This is a genomic window from Nonomuraea sp. NPDC049129 (assembly GCF_040648495.1).
Taxonomy (GTDB): domain Bacteria; phylum Actinomycetota; class Actinomycetes; order Streptosporangiales; family Streptosporangiaceae; genus Nonomuraea.
Map to the genome: position 1 here is coordinate 46,200 of NZ_JBEZDU010000002.1, position 21,890 is coordinate 68,089.

At 66.6% G+C, this 21,890-nt stretch carries 25 protein-coding genes and 1 tRNA gene; 13 read left to right on the forward strand and 13 right to left on the reverse strand.

Annotation, left to right across the window (positions count from 1 at the left end; genetic code table 11):
* Position 1: 1 nt before the first annotated feature.
* Both AB0B64_RS05235 and aceE read right to left on the reverse strand, forming a co-directional pair.
* Positions 2-1,504 carry an alpha/beta hydrolase gene (locus tag AB0B64_RS05235; protein WP_357940376.1) on the reverse strand — a complete coding sequence of 501 codons (1,503 nt, stop codon included), beginning with the start codon at positions 1,502-1,504 and terminating at the stop codon, positions 2-4.
* Between the two features lie 147 nt (positions 1,505-1,651).
* Positions 1,652-4,399, reverse strand: coding sequence for a pyruvate dehydrogenase (acetyl-transferring), homodimeric type (aceE, locus tag AB0B64_RS05240; protein ID WP_357940378.1), 2,748 nt, complete (start codon positions 4,397-4,399; stop codon positions 1,652-1,654).
* Positions 4,400-4,899: 500 nt separating this feature from the next.
* Here aceE and AB0B64_RS05245 point away from each other — a divergent pair, with 500 nt between their 5' ends.
* The 7 genes from AB0B64_RS05245 to AB0B64_RS05275 all read left to right on the forward strand — a co-directional run bounded on the left by AB0B64_RS05245 (position 4,900) and on the right by AB0B64_RS05275 (position 8,034).
* On the forward strand, positions 4,900-5,082 hold the full coding sequence (locus tag AB0B64_RS05245) for a DUF1918 domain-containing protein (protein ID WP_357940380.1): 183 nt from the start codon (positions 4,900-4,902) through the stop codon (positions 5,080-5,082).
* Between the two features lie 9 nt (positions 5,083-5,091).
* Positions 5,092-5,499 (forward strand): secondary thiamine-phosphate synthase enzyme YjbQ, encoded by a 408-nt coding sequence (locus AB0B64_RS05250; protein WP_357940382.1) that lies wholly within the window; start codon positions 5,092-5,094, stop codon positions 5,497-5,499.
* A 117-nt stretch (positions 5,500-5,616) separates the two neighbouring features.
* Positions 5,617-6,045 (forward strand): DUF3052 domain-containing protein, encoded by a 429-nt coding sequence (locus AB0B64_RS05255; protein WP_357940384.1) that lies wholly within the window; start codon positions 5,617-5,619, stop codon positions 6,043-6,045.
* 37 nt (positions 6,046-6,082) lie between these two features.
* Positions 6,083-6,544, forward strand: coding sequence for a peroxiredoxin (locus AB0B64_RS05260; protein WP_357940386.1), 462 nt, complete (start codon positions 6,083-6,085; stop codon positions 6,542-6,544).
* Between the two features lie 11 nt (positions 6,545-6,555).
* Positions 6,556-6,882 (forward strand): hypothetical protein, encoded by a 327-nt coding sequence (locus AB0B64_RS05265; RefSeq protein WP_357940388.1) that lies wholly within the window; start codon positions 6,556-6,558, stop codon positions 6,880-6,882.
* Positions 6,883-7,003: 121 nt separating this feature from the next.
* On the forward strand, positions 7,004-7,945 hold the full coding sequence (locus AB0B64_RS05270; protein WP_357941469.1) for an ROK family protein: 942 nt from the start codon (positions 7,004-7,006) through the stop codon (positions 7,943-7,945).
* 17 nt (positions 7,946-7,962) lie between these two features.
* A tRNA-Val gene (locus AB0B64_RS05275) sits at positions 7,963-8,034 on the forward strand.
* Positions 8,035-8,287: 253 nt separating this feature from the next.
* Here AB0B64_RS05275 and AB0B64_RS05280 read toward each other — a convergent pair.
* A complete protein-coding gene (locus AB0B64_RS05280; RefSeq protein WP_357940390.1) occupies positions 8,288-8,602 on the reverse strand; it encodes a hypothetical protein in 315 nt (104 codons plus the stop codon).
* A gap of 249 nt (positions 8,603-8,851) precedes the next feature.
* Complete coding sequence (locus tag AB0B64_RS05285) at positions 8,852-9,064, reverse strand: hypothetical protein (protein ID WP_358174851.1); 213 nt, start codon at positions 9,062-9,064, stop codon at positions 8,852-8,854.
* 367 nt (positions 9,065-9,431) lie between these two features.
* Here AB0B64_RS05285 and AB0B64_RS05290 point away from each other — a divergent pair, with 367 nt between their 5' ends.
* The gene (locus AB0B64_RS05290) at positions 9,432-9,827 is read left to right on the forward strand and encodes a hypothetical protein (RefSeq protein WP_358174854.1); all 396 of its coding nucleotides are present in this window, start codon (positions 9,432-9,434) and stop codon (positions 9,825-9,827) included.
* 8 nt (positions 9,828-9,835) lie between these two features.
* Here the strand turns inward: AB0B64_RS05290 and AB0B64_RS05295 are convergent, their stop codons facing one another.
* The 3 genes from AB0B64_RS05295 to AB0B64_RS05305 are packed head-to-tail and all read right to left on the reverse strand — an operon-like array spanning position 9,836 to position 11,089.
* Positions 9,836-10,816, reverse strand: coding sequence for a GntR family transcriptional regulator (locus tag AB0B64_RS05295; RefSeq protein ID WP_357940398.1), 981 nt, complete (start codon positions 10,814-10,816; stop codon positions 9,836-9,838).
* The gene (locus tag AB0B64_RS05300; RefSeq protein ID WP_357940400.1) at positions 10,816-10,962 is read right to left on the reverse strand and encodes a hypothetical protein; all 147 of its coding nucleotides are present in this window, start codon (positions 10,960-10,962) and stop codon (positions 10,816-10,818) included. The genes AB0B64_RS05295 and AB0B64_RS05300 overlap by 1 nt, the downstream gene beginning before the upstream one ends.
* Complete coding sequence (locus AB0B64_RS05305) at positions 10,949-11,089, reverse strand: hypothetical protein (RefSeq protein WP_358174857.1); 141 nt, start codon at positions 11,087-11,089, stop codon at positions 10,949-10,951. The genes AB0B64_RS05300 and AB0B64_RS05305 overlap by 14 nt, the downstream gene beginning before the upstream one ends.
* A 626-nt stretch (positions 11,090-11,715) precedes the next feature.
* Here AB0B64_RS05305 and AB0B64_RS05310 point away from each other — a divergent pair.
* Complete coding sequence (locus tag AB0B64_RS05310; RefSeq protein WP_358174860.1) at positions 11,716-12,726, forward strand: XRE family transcriptional regulator; 1,011 nt, start codon at positions 11,716-11,718, stop codon at positions 12,724-12,726.
* A 271-nt stretch (positions 12,727-12,997) separates the two neighbouring features.
* A complete protein-coding gene (locus tag AB0B64_RS05315) occupies positions 12,998-13,741 on the forward strand; it encodes a DUF6193 family natural product biosynthesis protein (RefSeq protein ID WP_357940406.1) in 744 nt (247 codons plus the stop codon).
* Between the two features lie 452 nt (positions 13,742-14,193).
* Here the strand turns inward: AB0B64_RS05315 and AB0B64_RS05320 are convergent, their stop codons facing one another.
* Positions 14,194-14,322 (reverse strand): hypothetical protein, encoded by a 129-nt coding sequence (locus AB0B64_RS05320; protein WP_357940408.1) that lies wholly within the window; start codon positions 14,320-14,322, stop codon positions 14,194-14,196.
* A 275-nt stretch (positions 14,323-14,597) separates the two neighbouring features.
* On the opposite strand from AB0B64_RS05320, the gene AB0B64_RS05325 reads away from it, so the two are divergent.
* Positions 14,598-14,891 (forward strand): hypothetical protein, encoded by a 294-nt coding sequence (locus tag AB0B64_RS05325; protein ID WP_357940410.1) that lies wholly within the window; start codon positions 14,598-14,600, stop codon positions 14,889-14,891.
* Positions 14,892-14,937: 46 nt separating this feature from the next.
* Here AB0B64_RS05325 and AB0B64_RS05330 read toward each other — a convergent pair whose 3' ends face one another.
* From AB0B64_RS05330 to AB0B64_RS05345, 4 genes are all read right to left on the reverse strand, one after another.
* Positions 14,938-15,102 (reverse strand): transposase, encoded by a 165-nt coding sequence (locus tag AB0B64_RS05330; RefSeq protein WP_357940412.1) that lies wholly within the window; start codon positions 15,100-15,102, stop codon positions 14,938-14,940.
* A gap of 135 nt (positions 15,103-15,237) precedes the next feature.
* The gene (locus tag AB0B64_RS05335; RefSeq protein ID WP_358174863.1) at positions 15,238-16,989 is read right to left on the reverse strand and encodes a multicopper oxidase domain-containing protein; all 1,752 of its coding nucleotides are present in this window, start codon (positions 16,987-16,989) and stop codon (positions 15,238-15,240) included.
* A 729-nt stretch (positions 16,990-17,718) separates the two neighbouring features.
* Positions 17,719-18,597 (reverse strand): potassium channel family protein, encoded by an 879-nt coding sequence (locus tag AB0B64_RS05340; protein ID WP_357940416.1) that lies wholly within the window; start codon positions 18,595-18,597, stop codon positions 17,719-17,721.
* 277 nt (positions 18,598-18,874) lie between these two features.
* Complete coding sequence (locus tag AB0B64_RS05345; protein WP_357940418.1) at positions 18,875-19,603, reverse strand: LysR family substrate-binding domain-containing protein; 729 nt, start codon at positions 19,601-19,603, stop codon at positions 18,875-18,877.
* A 55-nt stretch (positions 19,604-19,658) separates the two neighbouring features.
* On the opposite strand from AB0B64_RS05345, the gene AB0B64_RS05350 reads away from it, so the two are divergent.
* Positions 19,659-20,030 carry a DUF5997 family protein gene (locus AB0B64_RS05350; protein WP_357940420.1) on the forward strand — a complete coding sequence of 124 codons (372 nt, stop codon included), beginning with the start codon at positions 19,659-19,661 and terminating at the stop codon, positions 20,028-20,030.
* Positions 20,031-20,110: 80 nt separating this feature from the next.
* Positions 20,111-20,935 (forward strand): sugar nucleotide-binding protein, encoded by an 825-nt coding sequence (locus tag AB0B64_RS05355; RefSeq protein ID WP_358174866.1) that lies wholly within the window; start codon positions 20,111-20,113, stop codon positions 20,933-20,935.
* A 186-nt stretch (positions 20,936-21,121) separates the two neighbouring features.
* On the opposite strand, the gene AB0B64_RS05360 is transcribed toward AB0B64_RS05355, so the two are convergent.
* On the reverse strand, positions 21,122-21,574 hold the full coding sequence (locus AB0B64_RS05360; RefSeq protein ID WP_358174869.1) for a helix-turn-helix domain-containing protein: 453 nt from the start codon (positions 21,572-21,574) through the stop codon (positions 21,122-21,124).
* Between the last annotated feature and the right edge of the window lie 316 nt (positions 21,575-21,890).

The window sequence follows — 21,890 nt, forward strand, 5'->3', positions numbered from 1 at the left end:
ATCAGACCGACTTGCAGGTGGCACCCCGCTCGGGCATCTTCCCGGCCAGCAGGTAGGAGTCGACGAACCGCTTGACGCACTTGTTGCCCGACAGGTACGCGCCGTGCCCCTCGCCCTCGAACGTGACCAGCGTGGCCGTCTTGAGCTGCGCGGTCAGCTTGGGCGCCCACTCGTACGGCGTGGCGGGGTCGCCCGTGCCGCCCACCACCACGATCGGCGCCGAGCCGGTCGCGTTGACGTGCTTGGCCTCGTCGTTGCCCTTGACCGGCCAGACGGAGCACAGCCCGCCGGCGCCCTCACTGCCGAACAGCGGCGAGATCTTCACGGCCGCGTCCTCGGTGTGCCGCAGCGTGGCCAGGTCGGGCCGTTCGGAGGTGTCGGCGCAGGTGATGGCCGGGAAGCTGGTCATCTGCGTGGAGTACGTGCCGTCCTGCGCCCTGCCGGTGTAGGAGTCGGCCAGGTACATCAGCGCCTGCCCCTGTCCCTTGAGCGCCGCGCCGAGCGCGTTGCCCAGGAACGGCCAGGCGAACTCGGAGTAGAGCGCGGCGGCGACGCCGGTGGAGGCCAGCCCCTGGGTCAGGTCGCGCCGGCCGACCTTGAGCGGCTTGGCGGCGAGCTGGTTCATCAGCCGGTCGACGTTCGCGGCGGCGGTCGGCACGTCCTTGCCGACCTCGCAGCGGTCCTTGACACAGGACTTCAGGAAGCTCTGGTACGCGTGCTGGAAGCCGCGGGTCTGGGCCACGGTGCGCTGCTCGAAGGTGACCGTGGGGTCGAGCGGGGCGTCGAGCACCATCCGGCCCACGTTCTGGGGGAACTTGGTGGCATAGACGGCGCCGAGCTGCGTGCCGTACGACATGCCGACGAAGTTGAGCTTCTCGTCGCCCAGCGCGGCGCGCAGCCGGTCCATGTCGCGGGCGGCGTTGACCGTGCCGACGTACGGCAGGATCTTGCCGGAGTCCTTCTCGCAGTGCTGGGCCAGCTGCTTGTTGGCCGCGTCGCCCTCCGCGCGGGTCTGCTCGTTGTCGGGCAGCGTGTCGAGGGCCATGTACTTGTCCAGCGCGGCGCTGTCGCCGCAGCGCACCCCCGAGCTCCGCTCCACGCCGCGCGGGTCGAAGCTGACCAGGTCGTAGCGGGAGCGCAGGCCGGTGAGCGACTTGGCGGCCTGGTCAAGAGTGTCGACGCCGGAGCCTCCCGGGCCGCCGAAGTTGAACACCAGTGAGCCCAGCCGCTTGCTCTGGTCGGTGGCGGGGACCTTGATGAGCGCTATGTCGATCTTGTCGCCGCTGGGATCGGCGTAGTCGAGGGGCACCGCCAGCTTGGCGCACCGCACCGAGGTGTCCTGCCTGGCCGGCCGCTGCCCGTCGGGCCGCTTGAGGTCCGTGCACGGACCCCAGGCGATCTGCTGGGCGGCGCCGGTGCCCCCATCCACGGCCGGTTTCGTCGGCGCACTCATGCAGGATGCGGCCGATACGGCCAGTGTGACAACGGCAAGGACGCGTCGCATGTCCATCTCCCCCTCGATATCTCAGGGGGAAGTTTTCCCCACAATACGCGAGTGCGTATCAAGGGAGCGAGGCGGCACGTACCACTCCTGAAAGTCGATGGCGCCCCCGCGGAAGACCTTCCGCGGGGGCGCCATCAGATTGTGCGCTCAGACGCCCATCGACTGGGTGTCGTTGCTCTCCGCGCCACCGGCCTCGGTGACGCCGTTCTTGAGGTGATAGCGGGCGATCGCCTCGCGCAGCACCTCGCCGTCGAGCTCGCCACGCTTGACCAGGCTGGTCAGCACGGCCAGCGTGATCGAGGCGGCGTCGACGTGGAAGTGGCGGCGCAGCGCCGAGCGGGTGTCGGACAGGCCGAACCCGTCGGTGCCCAGCGAGGACCAGTCACCCGGCACCCACTGCGCGATCTGGTCCTGCACGGCCTTCATGTAGTCGCTGACGCCCACGAACGGGCCCGTGGCCTGGGAGAGGGCCTGGGTGACGTACGGCACGCGCGGCTCGGCCTCGGGGTTGAGCAGGTTGTGCTCCTCGCAGGCCAGCGCGTCGCGGCGCAGCTCGGTCCAGGAGGTCGCCGACCACAGATCGGCCGACACGCCCCAATCCTCGGCCAGCAGCCGCTGGGCCTCGACGGCCCACGGCCCCGCTACGCCCGACGACAGGATGTTGGCCTTCGGTCCCTGCGTCTGTGGCCCCGCGGCGAACCGGTAGAGGCCCTTGAGCAGGCCCTGCACGTCGAGGTCCGCGGGCTGCGGAGGCTGCGTGTAGGGCTCGTTGTAGACGGTCAGGTAGTAGAAGACGTTCTCGGGCTGCTCGCCGTACATCCGGCGCAGGCCGTCCTTGACGATGTGCGCGACCTCGAACGCCCACGAGGGGTCGTAGGAGAGGGCGCCCGGGTTCGTCGAGGCGATCAGCGGCGTGTGGCCGTCCTCGTGCTGCAGGCCCTCGCCGTTGAGCGTGGTGCGGCCGGCCGTGGCGCCGAGCAGGAAGCCGCGGCCCATCTGGTCGGCCATCTGCCACATCTGGTCGCCGGTGCGCTGCCAGCCGAACATCGAATAGAAGATGTAGATCGGGATCATGTGCTCGCCGTGCGTGGCGTAGGCCGTGCCCGCCGCGATCGCCGACGCCATCGAACCCGACTCGCTGATGCCCTCGTGCAGGATCTGGCCCTGGACGGCCTCCTTGTACGACAGCAGCAGCTCCCTGTCGACGGCCTCGTACGTCTGGCCGTGCGGGGAGTAGATCTTCGCCGTCGGGAACATCGCGTCGAGGCCGAACGTGCGAGCCTCGTCGGGGATGATCGGCACGAACCGGTGGCCGATCTCCTTGTCGCGCATCAGATCCTTCAGCAGCCGCACGAAGGCCATCGTGGTGGCCACCTGCTGCTTGCCCGAACCCTTGCCGAACTGCTCGTAGACGTTGTCGGCGGGCAGCTTGACCGGTTTGGCGCGCATGACGCGCTTGGGCAGCACGCCGCCCATGGCCGCGCGGCGCTCGCGCATGTACTCGATCTCGGGGTCGTTCTCGCCCGGATGGAAGTAGGGGGGCAGCTCGCCCTCGAGCGCGGAGTCGGGGATCGGCAGGTAGAGCCGGTCGCGGAACTCCTTGAGCTCGGCCTTGGTGAGCTTCTTCATCTGGTGCGTGGCGTTGCGCGCCTCGAAGTCCTTGCCGAGCGTCCAGCCCTTGATGGTCTGGGCCAGGATGACCGTCGGCTGGCCGACGTGCTCACGGGCCGCCTTGAACGCCGCGTAGACCTTGCGGTAGTCGTGGCCGCCGCGCGACAGCTTGCGGATGTCGTCGTCGGACATGTGCTCGACCATCTTGCGCAGGCGCGGGTCGCCGCCGAAGAAGTTGTCGCGGATGTAGCCGCCGGACTCTACGGAGTAGGTCTGGAACTGGCCGTCGGGCGTGGTGTTCATCTGGTTGACCAGCACGCCGTCGACGTCGGCCGCGAGCAGCGGGTCCCAGTCGCGGCCCCAGACGACCTTGATGACGTTCCAGCCGGCGCCGCGGAAGTAGGACTCCAGCTCCTGGATGATCTTGCCGTTGCCGCGTACTGGGCCGTCGAGCCGCTGCAGGTTGCAGTTGATGACGAAGGTGAGGTTGTCGAGCTCCTCACGGGCCGCCAGGCCGATCGCGCCGAGCGACTCGGGCTCGTCCATCTCGCCGTCGCCCAGGAAGGCCCATACGTGACTGCGGCTGGTGTCCTTGATCTGGCGGTTGAGCAGGTAGCGGTTGAACCGCGCCTGGTAGATCGCCCCGATCGGTCCCAGGCCCATGGAGACGGTGGGGAACTCCCAGAAGTCGGGCATGAGCCGCGGGTGCGGATAAGAGGGCAGGCCGTGGAAGCCGTGCGAGAGCTCCTGCCGGAACGCGTCCAGCTGCGCCTCGTTGAGGCGGCCCTCCAGGTAGGCGCGGGCGTAGATGCCCGGCGCGGCGTGGCCCTGGAAGAAGACCTGGTCGCCCGACTCGCCGTGGTCCTTGCCGCGGAAGAAGTGGTTGAAGCCCACCTCATAGAGCGAGGCGGCCGAGGCGTAGGTGGCGATGTGGCCGCCCACGTTGGTGCGCGCGTTGGCGCGGGACACCATGATCGCGGCGTTCCAGCGGATGTAGGCGCGGATCCGCCGCTCGACGTGCTCGTCGCCGGGGAACCAGGGCTCGCGCTCCGGCGGGATCGTGTTGATGTAGTCGGTGCTGCGCAGGCCCGGCACGCCGACCTGGTGCTCGCGGGCGCGCTCCAGCATGCGGAGCATCAAGTAGCGAGCTCTGCTGCGGCCCTCCGTCTTGACGACGTTGTCGAGGGACTCGAGCCACTCGTTGGTCTCACTGGGGTCGACATCAGGCAGTTGGCTGGGTAGGCCGTCGCTGATGATCGAGAATCGCTGGCGTCCGGAAGCCACTGGGTCTCGCCTTCCGAGGATGACTGATGTCTGGTCTGGGTCGCCTTCCATCCTGGTCGCTTACCGTAGAAAGTGCATCTCTACTGGCCGGTAACCAGTGTGTCCCTGCTGGCAGGGTCACGATCGGTGGCCTAGACCACCGATGGTAGGACGAATCCCGGCCAAGGTTACCTTGGCCCGTCAATTTAACAAGACCGGAAAAGCTACGAAATTTCGCCGGGCGTGGCGTAGGGGTCTCCCAAAGGGGTCACCAAGGGCGCGATGCGCCGCGCGAGTCTAGCCGCAAGCCTCTGACCACTCTGGTCGGCGGTGGGCAAAGGCCGCCGATCATGGCCTTGACCAGCGTGGATGCGGTGTCGGTGTGACAGAGTCGGCCGCCCGATTGGCGCGATGTGTCACATCCGGGCAGCGTAACGTTTCGGTCAGGATTCTCCCTCTCCCTGCGGAGGGGGGAGTGTGTCCCTCTTTCCGAACGGAGCTCACCGTACGAGTCTGGAGATATGAACGCGACGATAGGCGACCGGCTGCTGGTGCACGGCAACACGGTCGGCGAGCGGGATCACGGTGGCATCATCATCGAGATCCACGGCACCGACGGTGGGCCCCCGTACATCGTGCAGTTCGACGACGGGCACACCGGGCTGGTGTTTCCCGGCCCTGATGCGGTCGTCGTACCTAAGTAGAATTCGTGTGTGAGATCTCAGATCATCTCCGTGGCCACGGGTTCACGGGAGACGGTGCACGACATCACCTCGGACTGCGCGGACTTCGTGCGGACGCTGGGGGAGGACGGGCTGCTGCACGTCTTCGTACCGCACGCCACGGCCGGGGTGGCACTGATCGAGCTGGGGTCGGGCAGTGATGACGATCTCGTCGCCGCCTTGCGCGATCTGCTTCCGGCCGACGACAGGTGGCGTCACGCCCACGGGTCGCACGGCCATGGCAGGTCACACGTCATGCCCGCGCTCATTCCGCCGTACGCGACCATCCCCGTACTTGGCGGGCGTCTGGCGCTGGGCACCTGGCAGTCCATCGCAATCGTCGACCTCAACGTCGACAACCCGCAACGCCAGGTACGCCTGTCGTTTTTGTCGGATTGATGCGGCCCGTCTGCGGCCGTACCCGTGGCGACCGTTGACGACTAAGGGTCACAGCGTGTGGACTGTCCCGAAGCGATAAACCGCATATGCGGGGCCACTCAAGCAGGAGGGATAAACGTGAGCGCGACCGCGGGTCAGGCGCAAAGTGAGCGCGGCCTGGCCGAACGGCTCGGCCTCAAGCCGGGTCAGGTGGTGCAGGAGATCGGTTGGGACGAGGACGTCGACGACGAGCTTCGCGACTCCATCGAGGACCTGACCGGTAACGAGTTGCTGGACGAGGAGACCGACGACGTAGTCGACGTGGTGCTGCTGTGGTGGCGCGACGGCGACGGCGATCTCTTCGACGTCCTCACCAACGCCATGCGATCACTCGCCGACGCCGGCCAGATCTGGCTGCTGACTCCCAAGGCCGGGCGCGACGGCCACGTGGAGCCGAGCGACATCGGGGAGGATGCCACTACGGCGGGTCTCTCGCAGACCAGCAGCATCTCCGCCGCGCCTGACTGGTCAGGGACCAGACTGGCCTCACCGAAGGGCCGACGCTAGGGAGTCTGAGCGCCTGCCATACGGCAGGATGGCGTGTGTGAACGAACGTCCTGCCGAGGTCGGCGCGCTTGCTCCAGACTTCGAACTGCGGGACCAGCACGGCACTCCGGTGAAGCTGTCGGGCTTCCGGGGGAGGAAGGTCGTGCTGGTCTTCTATCCGCTTGCCTTCAGCGGCGTGTGCCATCGGGAGCTGTCGGCGCTGCGCGATGCCCAGGATTCCCTGGCTGACGCGGAGCTCCTCACCGTCTCGGTCGACTCCATGTTCACCCATCGCGCCTGGGCGGACGTGGAGGGTTACGCGTTCCCGTTGCTCTCCGATTTCTGGCCACATGGACAGGTCGCGCGGGCGTACGGTGTGTTCGACGACGAGAAGGGGGTTTCTCTGCGGGGGACCTTCATCATCGACGGCGAGGGCGTGATCCGGTGGTCGGTGGTCAATCCGACCAGCCAGGCACGTGACGTCGCCGATTACGTCAAGGCACTCGCCGACATTTCTTAACGGAGGAAACGATGCCCTGCTATCGCTGCGGGGCCCGGCAGACGGACCCCGTCCGTGGCGCCAGCCCGTGGAAGCGGGGGGTACGCCGTGAGACGCAGGTGCTCATCTGCCCGGACTGTCAACTGCTGCACGACCTCGATCTCGACGCGTGCGGCACATGCGGGTCCACGGCGCTGATCTGCCGGCTGGGCGAGGTGGAGTGCAGGGGCTGCGGGGCCGTGCGACAGGCGCGGGCGGACGCGTTCGTGGGGTCGGACGCGATGGCGGGCTCGGGCGCCCCGCCGGGCCTGTCGGCCGAGGTCGAGGCGGCGCTGAACCGGGTACTCGGCCGGGCCTGACCTGGGGCGGCGGGGGCGCCGTGCTGGGTGGGTCGGGGGTGCAGTGCTGGGTGGGCCGGGACGCAGGCCGCCTTTATCCAGACATTTGCTGAGCTGCGCTATCGTCTCCTGCGTGTCTGCAATGAGTTCGTTCGTGGTGGCGCTCGACGTCGGTGGCACGTCCATGAAGGGCGGCCTGGTCAGCGAGTCCGGCGCGGTGCTGCTGAGCGAGCGTTGCCCGACCCCCCGCTCGGAGGGCCCGGAGGCCGTCGTGGCCGCCATCCGCGAGTTCATCGGCCACCTGGCCGCCTCCGGTGACGGCATTCCGGCAGGCGTCGGCCTGGCCGTGCCTGGGCTGGTGTCCGAGGACGTGGCCGTCTACGCGGCGAACCTCGGCTGGCGTGACGTCCAGGCCTCCGACTTCACCGCACTCGACGTGCCGGTCATGCTCGGTCACGACGTACGAACCGGGGGCCTGGCGGAAAGCGTCCTCGGCGCGGGGCGCGGCGTATCCGACTTCCTCTTCCTGCCCATCGGCACGGGCATCGCCGGCGCCATGATCGTCCACGGCGAGCCGTACGGCGGCTCCTCCGGCTGGGGCGGCGAGATCGGCCACATCCCGGTCTTCCCGGACGGCGAGCAGTGCGCGTGCGGCCAGTTCGGCTGCCTGGAGACGTACGCGTCGGCGGCCTCGGTCGGCCGGCGCTACAGCCTCCGCTCCGGCCTGGAGGACATCCGCGCCGAACAGGTGGTCTCCTCGGACGACCCCTTGGCCGTAGAGGTGTGGGACGAGGCGGTAGAGGCCCTCTCGCTGGCCCTGGCCACGTACACGCTGCTCCTGGACCCCTCGATGATCGTCCTGGGCGGCGGCCTGGCCGAGGCGGGCCCGGCCCTCTTCGACCCCGTCCGCACCCGCCTCGTCAAACGCCTCGCCTTCCGAGACGCCCCACCCCTGCTGCCCGCCGCTTTGGGCGTGGACGCCGGCATGCTGGGAGCGGCCTTGCTGGGCTGGCGCGCGGCCGGCAGAGAAGAGCTGGGGGCCGGGTGGGTGGTGGATGTGCGATCGGAGCCGTTGGTGTCGTAAGGTGTAGTGCCGATCAGGGGCGGTTAGCTCAGCGGTAGAGCACTCGCCTTACAAGCGAGGGGTCACTGGTTCGAACCCAGTACCGCCCACCTGTGGAAAGCCCCGTCTCCGATCATGGAAACGGGGCTTCGTGCCATTAGCCAGCGCCGTGGCTCTCTTTCGAAGATCCGTTGGCGTCTTTGGTGATCTTGTCATTCATCGCGTCGGCGATCTTCCGGTCAGCCTCGGCCGTGCTGTGCTGGTAGATCAGCGCGGCCCGGACCGAGTCTCTAGTGATGTGCAGTCAGGGGAGAACCGAGGGGCCGCCGGAAGTTGCCGCTTCCAGCGGTCCCGCTTCGTGTGTCAGGCCGCCGTGTCGGTGGCGTCCTCGGCCGGCTCTTCGGCGTGCAGCAACTCGCAGTCGGCCAGGTAGCGAGCGGCGGCGTTGAAGATCTCGCGGGCGATGCTCAGGTCGGCGTCGGTGACCGGCCCGGACCCGGTGGTGGAGATGTGGACGTTGGCCTCGTGAGAGGCGAACTCCAGGTACGGGCGCGGATTGCTGACCAGCAGTCCCGCGCGGATCTGCAGGCGCGGCGTGTGGAAGGAGGCACCGACGTGCGGGTCGGAGTCGGGTCGCATGGACAAGGTGACGTAGGTGTAGGGCCGGTGCTCGCTCACGCCGCCACCCCCTGACCGCCGGGCAGGCCGTAGAAGCTGCGTTCCATGGAGCGGGCGAAGCGGTGGGCCTCGCGGGCGAACTCCAGGTCCTCCGCCGTCACGGGACCGTTTGTGGTGACCAGGACGGAGGTGGCGCCGAAGTCGAGCGCCAGGACGGGCTCACGGCGGGTGAACGGGTGGTTGAGCGTGCGGGCGGCGTTTCCGTGGTCAGCCGGATCACGCTGTTGCGTGGGGTACGGCGGCAGGTCATCAGGCGGCGTCCTTTCCGGCCTTGGTCTGGGTGGGCTGGGCGGTCTGGCGGGGACCGTGCATGTCGCGGACCTTGATGGAGCAGGCGAGGCGGCCGTTGCCGTTGACGTACGGCGTGACCGAGATGGCGTCGAACTCGACGGGCGTGAACGGCAGCCCCGGCATCGGGGACGGCGGCACCGGCTGAACCGACGCGAGGATCTTGACCGCCACCGTCTTCTGGGCGGATTTAGGGTCGGGTCACCGTCCATGACCGCGACCTGCCAGACCAGCTCTGCGGTCTGCTTGTCGCGGGCCTGCACGAACCGGCCGTTGACGGAGGCGTCGAAGTCCTTGACGGGCTCGACCTCGCCGACGATGTAGCAGCCGTGCGGGAAGACCATGGCGAAGGTGACGGGGATGGGGCCTTGCAGAGCATAAGGCTTTTCCTCTGTTGACTGACAGGCACTTAACCTATCAAGTTATCCTGAGGTTAGGCAGCTCAAACTTGCTAGGTCAAGTGTCTAAGAGAATTTTTGGTGCGGAATCGTGAATCTCTCGTGCTTCATTCACCGCAGAACTGGACGAAATAGTCTTAATCGTGGAGGCAGATACGGAGCCAGTGAAGGTCAGCGGTGTAGTTCTCTGCCTCCTGGCACTCATCTGGTTCATCGGAGTACCGCTGTGTTTCTGGCGCTCGCTTGAAGCAAGCCTGGAGTTCCCCGAAGTCGACAGTGAGAAAGTGAACGCGTGGACGACCGCAGCAGCGGTGATCTTCATCGCCGCGCCCGTCCTGTCCACCGGCATCTGTGTCTTCACCCGCAGAGTGACGGGCGCTTGGATCTTCGGTCTCATCGCAGTAGCGTGCGTAGTTTTCGTCCAGGGGAGCGTGTACATGAACGCACGCCAGGTGGAGCTGCGACGCCCTCCGCCGCCTCCGCCATCCGGCTACTGCGCCGAGTACAGCGGCGGAGACAGTGACTGTCCCGGCGGATGAGCGTGGCCTCAGGCGATCGGGTAGGCGTCTTCCAACTCGTGCCGGTCGGCGGGCAATAGAACCTCTACGACTGCCAGAGGCCGGCCGGAGGCATCGCGAACCGCACCGAAGACGGCCAAAAGTGGCTGGTTCTTCGGCATGGCAAGCTGCTTGACCTCGTCAGCAGAGGGCATGCGAGCGGTGATCTGCTCCACGATGTGATCGAAACGCACGCCCTTGCGCGCCTGGAGATGCTCGCGGAAGCCCTGCCGCAACGGCTCGCCGCTGGTTAGATCCGTCCCCTCGGACAGTTCCAACGGCAGCCAGAGCGACACCAGCTCAGTCGGCTCGCCTTCTCGCGTGATCAATCGTCGCCGAACGAACGCCTTACTCTTGGGCCGCACATCGAGCAGCACGCCGACCCGATTCGGTACGGCGACCGCGCCGACTTCGACGACCTCGCCCGCGGATTCGGTCTCCGGCTTGGTCAGGTACGCCTGTCCTGGACGCTTCTGCTCAACAGAAGCCATCGCCGGACGACCGCGCACGAAGCGGCCCTTGCCCTGCTGAGACTCGATCCAGCCCTGCTCACGCAGAACGCGAAGGGCGGCGACCACGGTGGGACGGGAGACGCTGAACTCTTGGATGAGCTGGTTCTCGCTGGGGAGCATCGTGCCCGGTGGGTAGTCTCCCGCCTCAATGCGCCTCTGAAGAGTGTGCACAAGCTGCGCATACTTAGGCGGCACGGACTCTAGCGACATCTTGACCGTCCAACAGCCGACAGGTTGTTTTACTAAGTTTGAGCGTATCCGGCTCGTCGCCGACTGTCCACGTAGTTGCCGACAGCGGGAGCCGAACGCGAGAAGTCCGGCAGGCAGTGCAGTGACCGGGGCGGGAAGGTTGCCACGGGGGCGCCACTGCATCTGCCTGCCGGGGGAGGCGCGACGAGACCAGGCCACGGCCCCCACCCCCTCCGGAAGGGACCAAGCTCGCCGCGCCGCGCCCGTCATCACCTGGCGATGTACTCAGCCAGGACGTTCGCCGCACCCTCCACATCACTGGTTGGGTGCCGCCTTTCGGCGTTCTGCCACGAGTAGTAGGCCCCGCCGTACCCGACGAACACCCACACCGGCATCCCCGGCTCACGTTTGTGCACTGTTGTTGTCCCGCAGCTCGGCGTTGACGTCGAGGTTCGTGAGCTGGTCACGCAGCCGGACGAGCATGTCGCCCTCTTCCTGGCCCTGCAAGAAGCCGGTCACCGCTGCTTGAATGATCGAGTTCATCTTTCGCTCCCTTCGGCCCGGCCGTCTCCGAGGCAGTCGAGACACTCCCGCTCCTCACTCGAGATCTGATCTCTGTCGGTGTCGCCGATGAGGAGCGCACGGCGCGAGTCGCGCAGCTTGATCCCGCGCCCCCGGCAAGCAGGGTGGGGCGACGTCTTGCTTGTCTCGTCTGGCCGGATCACCGTCGCCATCTCCTCGTTCATCCGGCGTTCCCTGTGGCGGGAGGCGCGTGACGTACCGTGGTTGATTGATGACAGGTCCACCGGCAACCGCGTCTGAGCAGGACCCCTGAACGGCCCCCTTGTTCTCCCCTTTCGAGCCTCCAGCCGGGAGGAAGGCCCGCAGATGCCCGACTACATCCCGAACGTTCGCCTTCGCGCCTGGCGCAACCAGGAGCAGCTCAGCCGCGCGCAGATGGCCGAAAAGCTCAATGCCACGCCCATTGGTGTCGCACAGGGGTTGGCCTGCGACGAGGAGCGGATCCGGCGCTGGGAAGCAGGCGAAGTCCGGTGGCCGCGCACCGAATACCGGATCGCGCTGACCCAACTGACCGGGAAGGCACCGGAAGAGCTCGGGTTCTCGCAGGGGGGAGGCAGAACGAGAGCCGTCTCATCGAAGCCCAGGTCATGCCCGTTGACGCACTACGCGCCGAAGCCGACCTGTACGGGACGATGCAGCTTGCTCAGCAACTCCAGGCATCAGACGTCGGAACGGGCACCTTGGAGGCACTCGCCGAAGCCGTCGATCTGCTGTGTCGCGCCTACCCTGTCGTACCCGCAGGCACCCTACGAGATCGCACCCAAAAGCGGCTGGCGCAGATTAACCACCTGCTTGCCGGACGCCTCACCCTGGACCAGCACCGCGAACTGCTCGTGACTACCGGCTGGCTTACTGCCCTGTTGGGCTGTGTCCACTACGACCTGGGGGAGAGGGAAGAGGCCGAAACGGCCCGACGCGCCGCCTTCGAGATGGGCCGCCAGGTCGGACACGGCGAACTCATGGGCTGGGCATATGAGATGTCAGCGTGGTTCGCCCTCGTCGAAGGCCGCTACGAAGACGCCGTCACCGCCGCCCGCATGGGCCAAGCCGTGGCCGGCACGAGCAGCGCCATGGTCCAACTCACCCTGCAAGAGGCTCGCGGCCTGGCCCGCGTCGGTGACCGCCGCGAAGCCGACCGTGCCCTGACTCGGGGAGCTGAGGTGCTCGGCAATCTGTCCATACCCGACCGGTCAGACCACCACTTTGTCTTCGACCACGCCAAGTGGGTCTTCTACGCCGCTACCTGCTACACCTGGCTCGCTGACAACGATCGGGCTGAAGAACACGCCCGCGAAACCATTCAGATGCACACTCGACCGGACGGTACCTCCAACGCTCCCATGCGTGTGGCAGACGCCCATATAGACCTCGGCATAGTTCACGCCCGGCGTGGCGATCTCGACATGGCGGTTGCTGAGGGTCTGGCCGCGTTCGACATCGACCGACGCTCCCTTACGGACTTGGTCAACCGCGCAGGAGACCTGGACCGCGTTCTACGGCAGCGCTACCGCCGCGCAGCGCTCGCAGAGGAGTTTCACGAACGGTTTGTCACAGCTCGTGGAGCTCTCACCAGTCGACGTCCGGAACTGCTCGATTAATCGTAGCTCAGGAGTATCGGTCAGTTGTTCTAGTGCAGGCCTTCTAGGCTATCTCCGGCTCCAGGATCGGGCCGTACTGGCCGAACGCTTCGGCCGGGGTTGCCGCGCCGCCGCACAGATGGGGCCCTTACGATCGCCACGCGTGGCTGGCCGCCGTCGTGGTTGGGGGCGATTGACGGTCCAGGGCTTCGTTCCTCAGCCCTGGCCCACCGGATTGCGTGGGATCTCTCTGTGCCACCCAAAGGCGGACGGTCGCTGGCAGACTCGGACCGTGACGACGTTCCCAGACCCGGCTGATCTCTATCCCAATGTGGCGGCTCTGGGGAGTCTGGCTGCGGCCCTGCTGAAAGCGGCCACAGAGCAAGGGTTCGAACTCGGCACCGTGACAGCCCACGAGCGGCAGCCCCTGCTCTACGCCAGTGTCCCTAGCACGACACCGCTTCGCGACGCCCTTGAAGTCCGTGCCGGACACGTTGAGCGGTATTGGTCGATCAACGGCTGGGGACAAGGCATTGAGCTGGTCTCAGGCACCGCGCAAGAACTGTCCGAGATCGCCAAGGCGGCAAAGGAGTGGCGGGATAAGACACCGCTACGCGTAATCCAACGTTCTGTGCCCTTCGTCGAACTGTGCCGGTTGGCCGAGGCGGCCGAGCAGGGCCCGGCTCAAACAGCGTCGGCGCAGTGGCAGTGGATGCGGCAGGACGCGGAAGAAGCGCCATGGCCCGAATACCGCGCACTGATCGAAGCCGCCTATGCCGAGCCCCAGCTACGGCAGCTCTTTCCCTATACGAGCCACTGGTCGTTGCGGCTCTCAACGATCGCTGGCTTCCGGTTCTCGGCCGACGTGTTGTGCCTGGAAGCCCACAGGGGCGGAGGTTACGTCGTAAAAGCGTTGTGGCGAGGAGCAGTGCTGGGGGAAACCACGACAGCACAGGATGCAGTATCGCTGGCCGTCAGCCACCTGCCAACCGACATCGGGCCAGCTGCGGCCGGCACACATGAGGACTACCGGTAGAGTCCGCCGTTGAATCATGATCCGGAACATGCACGGAACGATCTTCGAGGCTAGTGATTCGCCATTCGACTGCACCGCAGGTTCAGAAGCTGTGCATAGCCGGATCTGGTGACGCCCTGTAAAACCGTCGGCAGTTCGCCCCATGCGGGTGGATCGCCCGTAGGGGTGCCAGGTTCGCTTTCGTGCCATCTGCATGCCGCAAGGCCGTGCCATGCCGTGCCAGATCTCGCAAGCGAGCCCCACATCAGAGGCATGATCGCTGTGCCATTTGCGTGCCATTCGACTGAACCGATCATGGCGTATCAAGCGCCCCCCAGGTATGGGGGTGCAGGTCCAGACGTACAGCCAAGAGATCATGGCTCCCTACACGCGAGTGGTCACTGGTTCGAACCCACTACCGCCCACCTGTGTGAACACCCTGTTTTCGATCATGAAAACGGGGCTTCGTGTCATTAGTCGGCGCCGGAGGGTCCATCGGCGTCCCGGGCGATCTTGGAATTTATCGCGTCGGCAATCTTCCGGTCGGCCTCCGCCGTGCTGTGCGGGTAGACCAGCGCGGCCCGGACCGAGTCATGTCCCATGTGCTGCATGAGATCTTTGGGGCTCGCGCCGGAGCTGGCAGCGATGGTGTTTCCGGTATTCCGTAGATCATGGAAGTGCAGACCAGGAAAGCCGACCTTCCTGGTGGAGCTGTCCCACCTGGCCGCACGCCGGAAGTTGCTCCGGACCGGACAACTTCACTGACTCAGCAGCACCCAAACCGATCCACAGGTATTGACTATTGCTCTTGACGATTGCTCGTAGCCGGTGATCACCTGAAGGTGTTCTCCTTCCCGAATGTGAGGAGTCACCAACAATGAAGATCCGCCGATTACATTCCGCTGTACTCGCCGTGGCGCTGGGCGCCAGTTTCCTGGCCAGTACCGCACCCGCCCTCGCCGCCACCCAGACCAGCGCGGCCGTGGCCGCCGCGGGCTGGCCGACCCCGGACTGGTACCTGCAGGGCCCGTACCAGACCATGGCTGACTGCGACCTCGCCTTCCAGGACGCTGCGCAGAACGGTCAATACACCGGGCTCGCCTACTGCCACTGGTTCCGCGGAGGTGGCCCTTATCCGGCGGGCTTCTACTACGAGGTGTACATCCCCTGATCAACAGGCGCGCTGGGCAGCGATCAGATCGTCGGGAATCTCATAGTCAGTGATCAGTCGCGATCCGATGCCGACTGACCCAGCTGCCCAGAGTGCTCGCGTTGATCCCGAGCTCGTGCGCAACCGACGCGACCGTCCGCTCACCCTCCAGCACCATGGGGGCGGCTTCTTCCTCGAACTCCGGCGAGAACTGTCTACGACGCCTCGTCACGCACCTACCTCTTCCAGACTTCTCTCATCTTATGTAGCCGAATGTCCGGAATTTTCTGGGCACCTCACCTTGTAGCGCGTCGTGAGACTGGGAGAACCCGGTGGCCTCCAGGCTGGAGGGCCACCGGGTTTCTTTCTATGGCCGGCGTATCAACTCGTCGAGTTGGACCTGGTCGTGGACCAGCGGCAGTTGGGTTTGCGGCTTGTTGCCGATCACCAGCGGCCGCATCATCTCGATTGCGCCGCCCGTGCTCGCTCCGTCCTCGTGGGACATGATGTGGCAATGCCAGACGGATGGCCCACCGACAGTGAACTTGCTCGCCCAGACGGTGATGAAGTCGGGCGGGGACACGAACGTTTCCTTCGGGCCGCTTTCGTAAGGAGCCGGTGGCACGAACTGTCCGATCTCCAACGGTATCTGGTTGCCGGTGTCAGGGTCGGGGTCGCTCCACTTGGTGACGGGCCAACGGCCGATCAGCCGCATTTCGACGAGATGCAGATGGATCGGATGAGCGTCTGGGCTGTGGTTGCGCATGGCCCATGCCTCCGTTGAGTTCAGCTGCGGTGTCTCGGTGGCCGTGTCGGCCGGACCGTAGTTCAGCAACTGGACCTTGTCCCCGAGCTGCGGGGCGCCGGGGATGACCTCGCCGGCCTGCACGGTCCGCAGTCTGGCTTTGGCGAGGAGGGCGGCGGGTGGGAGCTGGTTGTTGGTCTCCGGCAGCGTACGCGGAACTCGGGAGCGGTCTGGCCAGCGGGTCGAAGGGCCGACGTCGAACCGCATGAGCTGTGGAATCCCAGCCCCGGTGGGATCCACGCCATCCAGCGCGCCGAAGGGCGCCGGAGCGTTGTTGGCCAGCACCCAGTTCTGTGAACGGTGGCCCGTGAAGTCGATGACCACCTTGTACCGTTCGCCTGGGGCGACAAGCAGCTCGGTGACCACAGCGGGGTGAAGTAGGTAGCCCGAGTCACCGGCCACCACGGTCATCTTGGGAGCAGAGGCCGTCGAGCCGCTGGTTTGCCTCAGGCTCAGGCGGTAGAAGCGGGAATCTGACCCATTGATGAAGGTAAAGGTGTACCGCCGCGGTTCCACCGTCTGCTTCGGCGCGACGATACCGTTGACCACGGGGAGGTCGCCGAAGAATTCGGGATCGGCGTGGCTGTAGCACAGCGTCTTGTCGGCGTTGAAGGACTTGTCCTGCAGCACGTAAGCCTTGGCGAAGGCGCCGGTGGGCAGGCCGAATTGGCGCTCCCGCCGGTCGGTGTTGGGGATGAACCCTGCCAGCCCCTCGTACGCGTGGTACGAGGTCTGCGCGTCAATGTGATCGTGGTACCACAGGGGTGCTGCGGCCTGGTTGTTCGGATAGTGCTGGGTCTGCGAGCCGCCGGGTGGGACTTCCACTCCGATGGGGGCGGGTGCTCCGTCGCTTTCTGCCCGCTGCAGGCCGCCGTGACGGTGCAAAGTGAGCCTGTTGTCGTTGTTCGGCTGGTCGAACGGGAATATCTGGGTTCCCGCCGCTGGCAAGGCGTTGATCACCTTCACGTCGACCGGCCGGTTCTCTCGCGTGACGATCGTCGGGCCGAGGAAGTCCATCTCGACGTCACCGCCACCGCCACCGTCACCGCTGCCGCCGTCGGCGCTGCTGCTGACACTACTACTGGCGCTGCTGCTGCTGCTACTACTACTGGCGCTGCTGCTACTGCCGCCTCTGCCACTGCCGCTGCCACCGGAAGCGCTGTAACCCAGTGTGGTTACTTCAGGCCAGTCGTTCGCTGGAGAGAACGAATGCCTACCCACGTGGGCGGTGAGGGTGTAATGGTCATGGCCATACCGAGTGTTGTCAGGCGTCGCCACCTTCGGCTGCGGGACCTCATCCTGGTAGAACTCCACCTCCGGAGATGGGCCGCATGGTGTGGATGGCTGTGCGGCTTGCCGGGTCGAGAATCCGGCGGCAACTGGCGGTCCGGCCCAGACCGGTGACCCGGTGCCCGCCATCGCCACGCTGGTGAGCCCCATCACCAGACTCACCCGTAGCGGACGTTTGGCAGGTCGCCTGACCTGTAGACGCGCTGTCGTGTTGAGCAAAGTACTTCCCCCGTAGACGCGAGCATGTCCTGCGTTCCGCAGAACTTCGGTGGCGGCCGCTGATCGTCGGGCCGCGTCGCTGATCTGATTTTGGGCAAGTGGCAGGCGCGGCGCGTCCACGCAACGCCGGGGGAACGTGAGTGACCTACGAGGCTTGACTGTCTTGGTGCCGCCCTTTCGCCGGATGGATCGCCAGACGTAGACCGCGAAGTCGTCTTGCTGCCAGCCCGCATGCGGTCGCCGCTCTGTTCCGCCTGTGCGAGGACGGTGAACCTGTTGGGGTCGGCAAGACCTCCGTGGCAGGAGAGATCTTCGGTCAGTTGATCGCAAGAGACATCTCGCCCGCTGTGCCGACATTGTCGTCCGCCGACTCGTGGCCGAAAAACAGAAACTGCTCGACAGGGGTCGCCCGATGGGAAGCGGACTTCTCGCGGGATGCGCTGTCGCGCCCCGTGCTGGAACTTGCCGACAGCTCTGACAAAGAGCGATGTCGTGCGTAAGCACCGACGGTCGCGAGCTCACCGGGCAGGGCGCTCAGGCCCCGGTGAGGGCGCGACCGTGGTCGGCCGCGTACGCGGCGAATACCTCAGCGGGTGTTCCATCCGTGTGGAGGAAACGCTGGTCAAGGATGGTGGCAAGGTCTTCCAGCGCACCAGCGAGCAGGGTGGCCATCAGACGCACATCTGCCCGTCGGGCTGCCTGCCCGCGCTGGGCGAGGTGAGTGGCATAGCCGATCGTGGCCGCCAGAGACGAGTGGTCCTCACCGTCATGGAAGTAGTACGCCTCGGCGTACTGGGTGAAGTCGATGCGGACGCGTACCACCTCGGTGGCCAGGCTTGCCAGCAATGACGCACCTGCAGCGCAGTCGAGCTGCTGCATGGATGGGTCCGAGCGGTACAGCAGCGCCAACCGGATCGCGAGCACCCGTCGGCGGGTCAGCGTCGGATAGATCTCCAGCACCCAGGAGACGGTGGCCGTCAGGAGGACGAAGCCGATGACGGCTTCCAGGGGCGAGGCCACGCGGAGCCAGCCTTCGGCGGGCACGATGTCTCCGAGCCCGAGGGTGGCCACCATGACGAGCGACAGATAGACGGAGTTGAGCAGTTCCGGCTCCTGCGACAGTGCGGAACCGGGCGCGAAGGCGAACGCCTCCGGCATGTGGGGCCAGTAGACGATGGCCCAGCCCAGGATGATGGTGACGGCCCACATGCCGACCACCGTGACCATGGCGAGCGGCCCGACGAGACCCACCACACGCTTGCGCGCTCGGAGATGCCGGGCCAGCTTCCACAACGCGGCCATGACGAGCCGGCTCAGACCTCCATGGCGGGTGGGGTGCCAGAGCGTGTGGAAAAGATCTCGTAGGGCGGCCATGATGAGCGTGGCCCCGAGCAGCGAGACCAACCACCCCATTCATCTCTCCCGCGGTGAGTGTCGTGTGGAGCGGCGAGGCGACCCGTGCAGCCAAGGCCGGAGTGATCTGCCGCCCGAGCCGGGCTGCGCATGGAGCCTAGGCCGCAGGCACCGCTGGTGAACGCAGACTCGCCGTATCGCAGGTGTACCAGACTGTCCTAGTGGCAGAACGAGTACGCGTCCACGAGATCGATGACGGCGAGGGGCAGCGTGTCGGCATGAGCCTGGAGGAGAGCGCCGGGCGGCCGGGCCTCTCACCAGGTCACGGGGACGCAGGTCACCGAGGTCGGTTGCCTTTCCTTTTGCGGCCGGCCGGTACGGCCCGGCGGCCGGAGCCATTCTTGGCGGATTTCTGCCCCTGCCGCTGTGCCGGTTTCTCCGCGGGGGAGGCGGGCGTACGGCCTCGTGAGCTGTTCACTGTGCGGCCGCGGACGATGCCGATGAAATCTTCCACCAGGTCAGTGGTCGCGTCCTTGGGCCAGGCCAGTGCGACCTGGGACTGCGGCGCGTCCGGCACCGGCCGGTACGTGACGTCCCTGCGGTGGTGGAGGCGTGCCAGTGACTGCGGAACCAGGAGCAGTCCGGTGCCTGCCGCTACCAGCTCAACCGCGTTCGCCGTTGTGGGTGGGCGGGTGAACGCGGGTTGCCCGGGCCGGACCGCCCACTCGATGGCGTCGTCCAGAGGGTGCAACACCTCGTCGTCGGTCAGGTCGGCGAGGGCCACCTCGTCGGCGGCGGTCACCGCGTGGTCCTTGGGTACCACGACCACTGTGGTCTCCACGTAGAGAGGGATCACGCTGAGCCCGTCACGGTCGACCGGCAGCCTGACGAATCCGGCGTCGGCGCCGCCATCCCGCAGGAGTGCCACCACCTCGGCGGCGGGAACCGCGACGAGGGTGATCGGGACGTCGGGCATCCTCTCGGTCCAGACGTTGACCCACTTCGCGGGTGTCACCCCGGGCACGTACGCCAGCCGGAACACCCTGCCGGTCTCCCCATCAGTCACTTCCACAGACTACCGATGTCAGGGGAACCCGTTCCGACTGACTACGCTTGGCGCCATGACCTCGTCCAAATCGAAGAGCATCCAGACGATGAAGCCCGAGACCGCGGCCAAGAAGCTGGGTGTCCTCCTTTCGGCCACTCCCGCCGAGTTCCAGGCGGGTGTCGTCTCCAGGGACGAGCTGAACGAGTTGCAGTCGACGCCACCCGCCTGGCTCGCTGACCTGCGCCGCAACGGCCCGCACCCCAAGCAGGTCGTCGCCGCGAAGCTCGGGGTCTCCATTTCCGGCCTGACCAGAGGCGGGATCACCGAGCCGCTCACCACCGCTGAGATCGATGCGCTGAAGGCGGAGAACCCCGCGTGGCTGGAGCGCGAGCGGTCCGTCCAGGCCGAGGCTCGCAAAGAAGCACTCCGCCTCAAGCAACGCTAGACAATTTTCCCTTTGGGGGTACGGGCTCTTGTGCGTCCGGTGGGCGTCTGGGAGTGGCTGATCGGCTAGGGTGACCGGCCGTGAGGATCCTCATCGTCGGTGGTAGTGGGCTTCTCGGGCGTGAGCTGGCTCGGCAGTGTTCGCTGGCGGGGCACGAGGTTGCCGCGACGTATCTGACCCGGTCCGGGGAGATCCTCGGCGTTGAGTGGGTGCCGCTCGATGTGCGCCGACGAGAGGACGTCGAGGTGCTGATCGGCGCCTTCCGGCCTGAGGTGGTCATCAACGCCGCGTACCGGCAGGCGGATTGGACCACCACGGCGATCGGTGCCGTGAATGTGGCTCTGGCCGTCTCCACGGTGGGTGGGCGCCTCGTCCATGTGTCCAGCGACGCGGTCTTCTCCGGCGCGGCGATTCGTTATGACGAGACGTGCCTCCCAGACCCGATCAGTCCGTACGGCGCGGCCAAAGCCGCCGCGGAGACGGCGGTGAGCGCGATCGTGGCGGCCGCGATGATAGCCCGGACATCCTTGATCATTGGCGACGGTGACTCCCCGCACGAGGTCCTGGTGCATGCGCTGGCCACCGGCAGGTCGAGGGGAGTGCTGTTCACCGATGATGTGCGATGTCCCGTGCATGTGGCTGACCTTGCGGCGGCGCTCTTGGAACTTGCCGCGTCTGAGTATCGCGGTGTCCATCATGTCGCTGGAGCCGATGCGGTGAGCCGGTACGAGCTTGGGGTGCTCATCGCTCGCCGCGATGGCCTGGACGCGGACCAGTTGCCTTCGGGTCGGCGGGCGGACACCAAGTTGCCCGGTCCTCTAGACGTGCGCTTGGACTGTGCCATGACTCAGCAGCGGCTGCACACCAAGCTGCGCGGCGCCCGGCAATTTCTGGGTAGCGGCTAGTTTTTCGGTGATGGTCAACCGCCGGACGATGGTCAATCGCCCGGGTGACGGTCAACCCTCCGGTGACGGCTGGTTTCTGGGTGGCGGGCAGCGGTGATCGCGACGTCAGCCTGAAAGGCGAGGTCTGGAAGGCGAGGGTTGCGGCCAGTACGCAGGTCGCCTGACGTCCTGAATGTTTCCACGGCATCAGTCGTCGAGCAGCCGCCATGCGGTGAGGGCGAGTCTGGCCCGGATCAGGCCGGTGGGCTCGGTGAGTTCGATGTCCAGGGTCTTGCCGAGCTGTTCGAGTCGGCGGGCGACGCTGCTGTGGTGCAGGTGGAGAAGGTCGGCGGACCGGCGCAGGGAGCCGGTGGCGCAGTAGGCGTCCAGCGTCTCCAGATCTTCCGGATGGCCGGAGGCCAGCGCGGCGATCGTGGTCACGACGGTGTTGTCGCGCGAGGCGTTCTGAGGTATCTCGGCCAGGAGCGCCAGCGCGCCCAGGTCGTCGTAGTGGACGACCGGCTGGCGCAGGGTGGTGAAGCGGAGGGCGGTGCGGGCTTGGCGCCAGGATCGGCTGGGGCTATCGGCGGCGCCGATGCCCGCGCGTACGCCCGCGGGAAAGCGGGCCGGGTCCAGGGTGGTGGCCAGGATGACGCCCACGTCGGCGAGCGGTGCCGCCTTGACGAGGCGGTCCGGGCAGATCAGGCCGCCGACCTGGTCGAGCGGAAGCCGCGCGTGTACGGCGGCGACGCGGACCGGCAGGTCGGCGGGGAAGCCCAGGAGGCGTAGCGCTTCGCCGCTGCTGTCATCCTGCAGCTCATCGGCGCCCTCGCGGGCCTGGCGCCGCTGCCGGCTGTCGTCGAACTGGGCCGTACGTTGCTGTCGCCCGGCCTGATCGACCCCGCTCCGGCTCGGCGATCATCTGGCCCATTTGCCCCTTGGCCGGTACAGCGCCGACCGGGTCGGCGAGGTGTTC

What these genes read in the sequence shown, in the direction of transcription:
- AB0B64_RS05235 (WP_357940376.1), bottom strand. Translation starts at nt 1,504, where the DNA reads ATGCGACGCGTCCTTGCCGTTGTCACACTGGCCGTATCGGCCGCATCC.
- AB0B64_RS05245 (WP_357940380.1), top strand. Translation starts at nt 4,900, where the DNA reads ATGAACGCGACGATAGGCGACCGGCTGCTGGTGCACGGCAACACGGTC.
- AB0B64_RS05265 (WP_357940388.1), top strand. Translation starts at nt 6,556, where the DNA reads ATGCCCTGCTATCGCTGCGGGGCCCGGCAGACGGACCCCGTCCGTGGC.
- AB0B64_RS05270 (WP_357941469.1), top strand. Translation starts at nt 7,004, where the DNA reads ATGAGTTCGTTCGTGGTGGCGCTCGACGTCGGTGGCACGTCCATGAAG.
- AB0B64_RS05295 (WP_357940398.1), bottom strand. Translation starts at nt 10,816, where the DNA reads ATGACGGGCGCGGCGCGGCGAGCTTGGTCCCTTCCGGAGGGGGTGGGG.
- AB0B64_RS05305 (WP_358174857.1), bottom strand. Translation starts at nt 11,089, where the DNA reads ATGAACTCGATCATTCAAGCAGCGGTGACCGGCTTCTTGCAGGGCCAG.
- AB0B64_RS05310 (WP_358174860.1), top strand. Translation starts at nt 11,716, where the DNA reads ATGCCCGTTGACGCACTACGCGCCGAAGCCGACCTGTACGGGACGATG.
- AB0B64_RS05320 (WP_357940408.1), bottom strand. Translation starts at nt 14,322, where the DNA reads ATGGGACATGACTCGGTCCGGGCCGCGCTGGTCTACCCGCACAGCACG.
- AB0B64_RS05325 (WP_357940410.1), top strand. Translation starts at nt 14,598, where the DNA reads ATGAAGATCCGCCGATTACATTCCGCTGTACTCGCCGTGGCGCTGGGC.
- AB0B64_RS05340 (WP_357940416.1), bottom strand. Translation starts at nt 18,597, where the DNA reads ATGGGGTGGTTGGTCTCGCTGCTCGGGGCCACGCTCATCATGGCCGCC.
- AB0B64_RS05350 (WP_357940420.1), top strand. Translation starts at nt 19,659, where the DNA reads ATGACCTCGTCCAAATCGAAGAGCATCCAGACGATGAAGCCCGAGACC.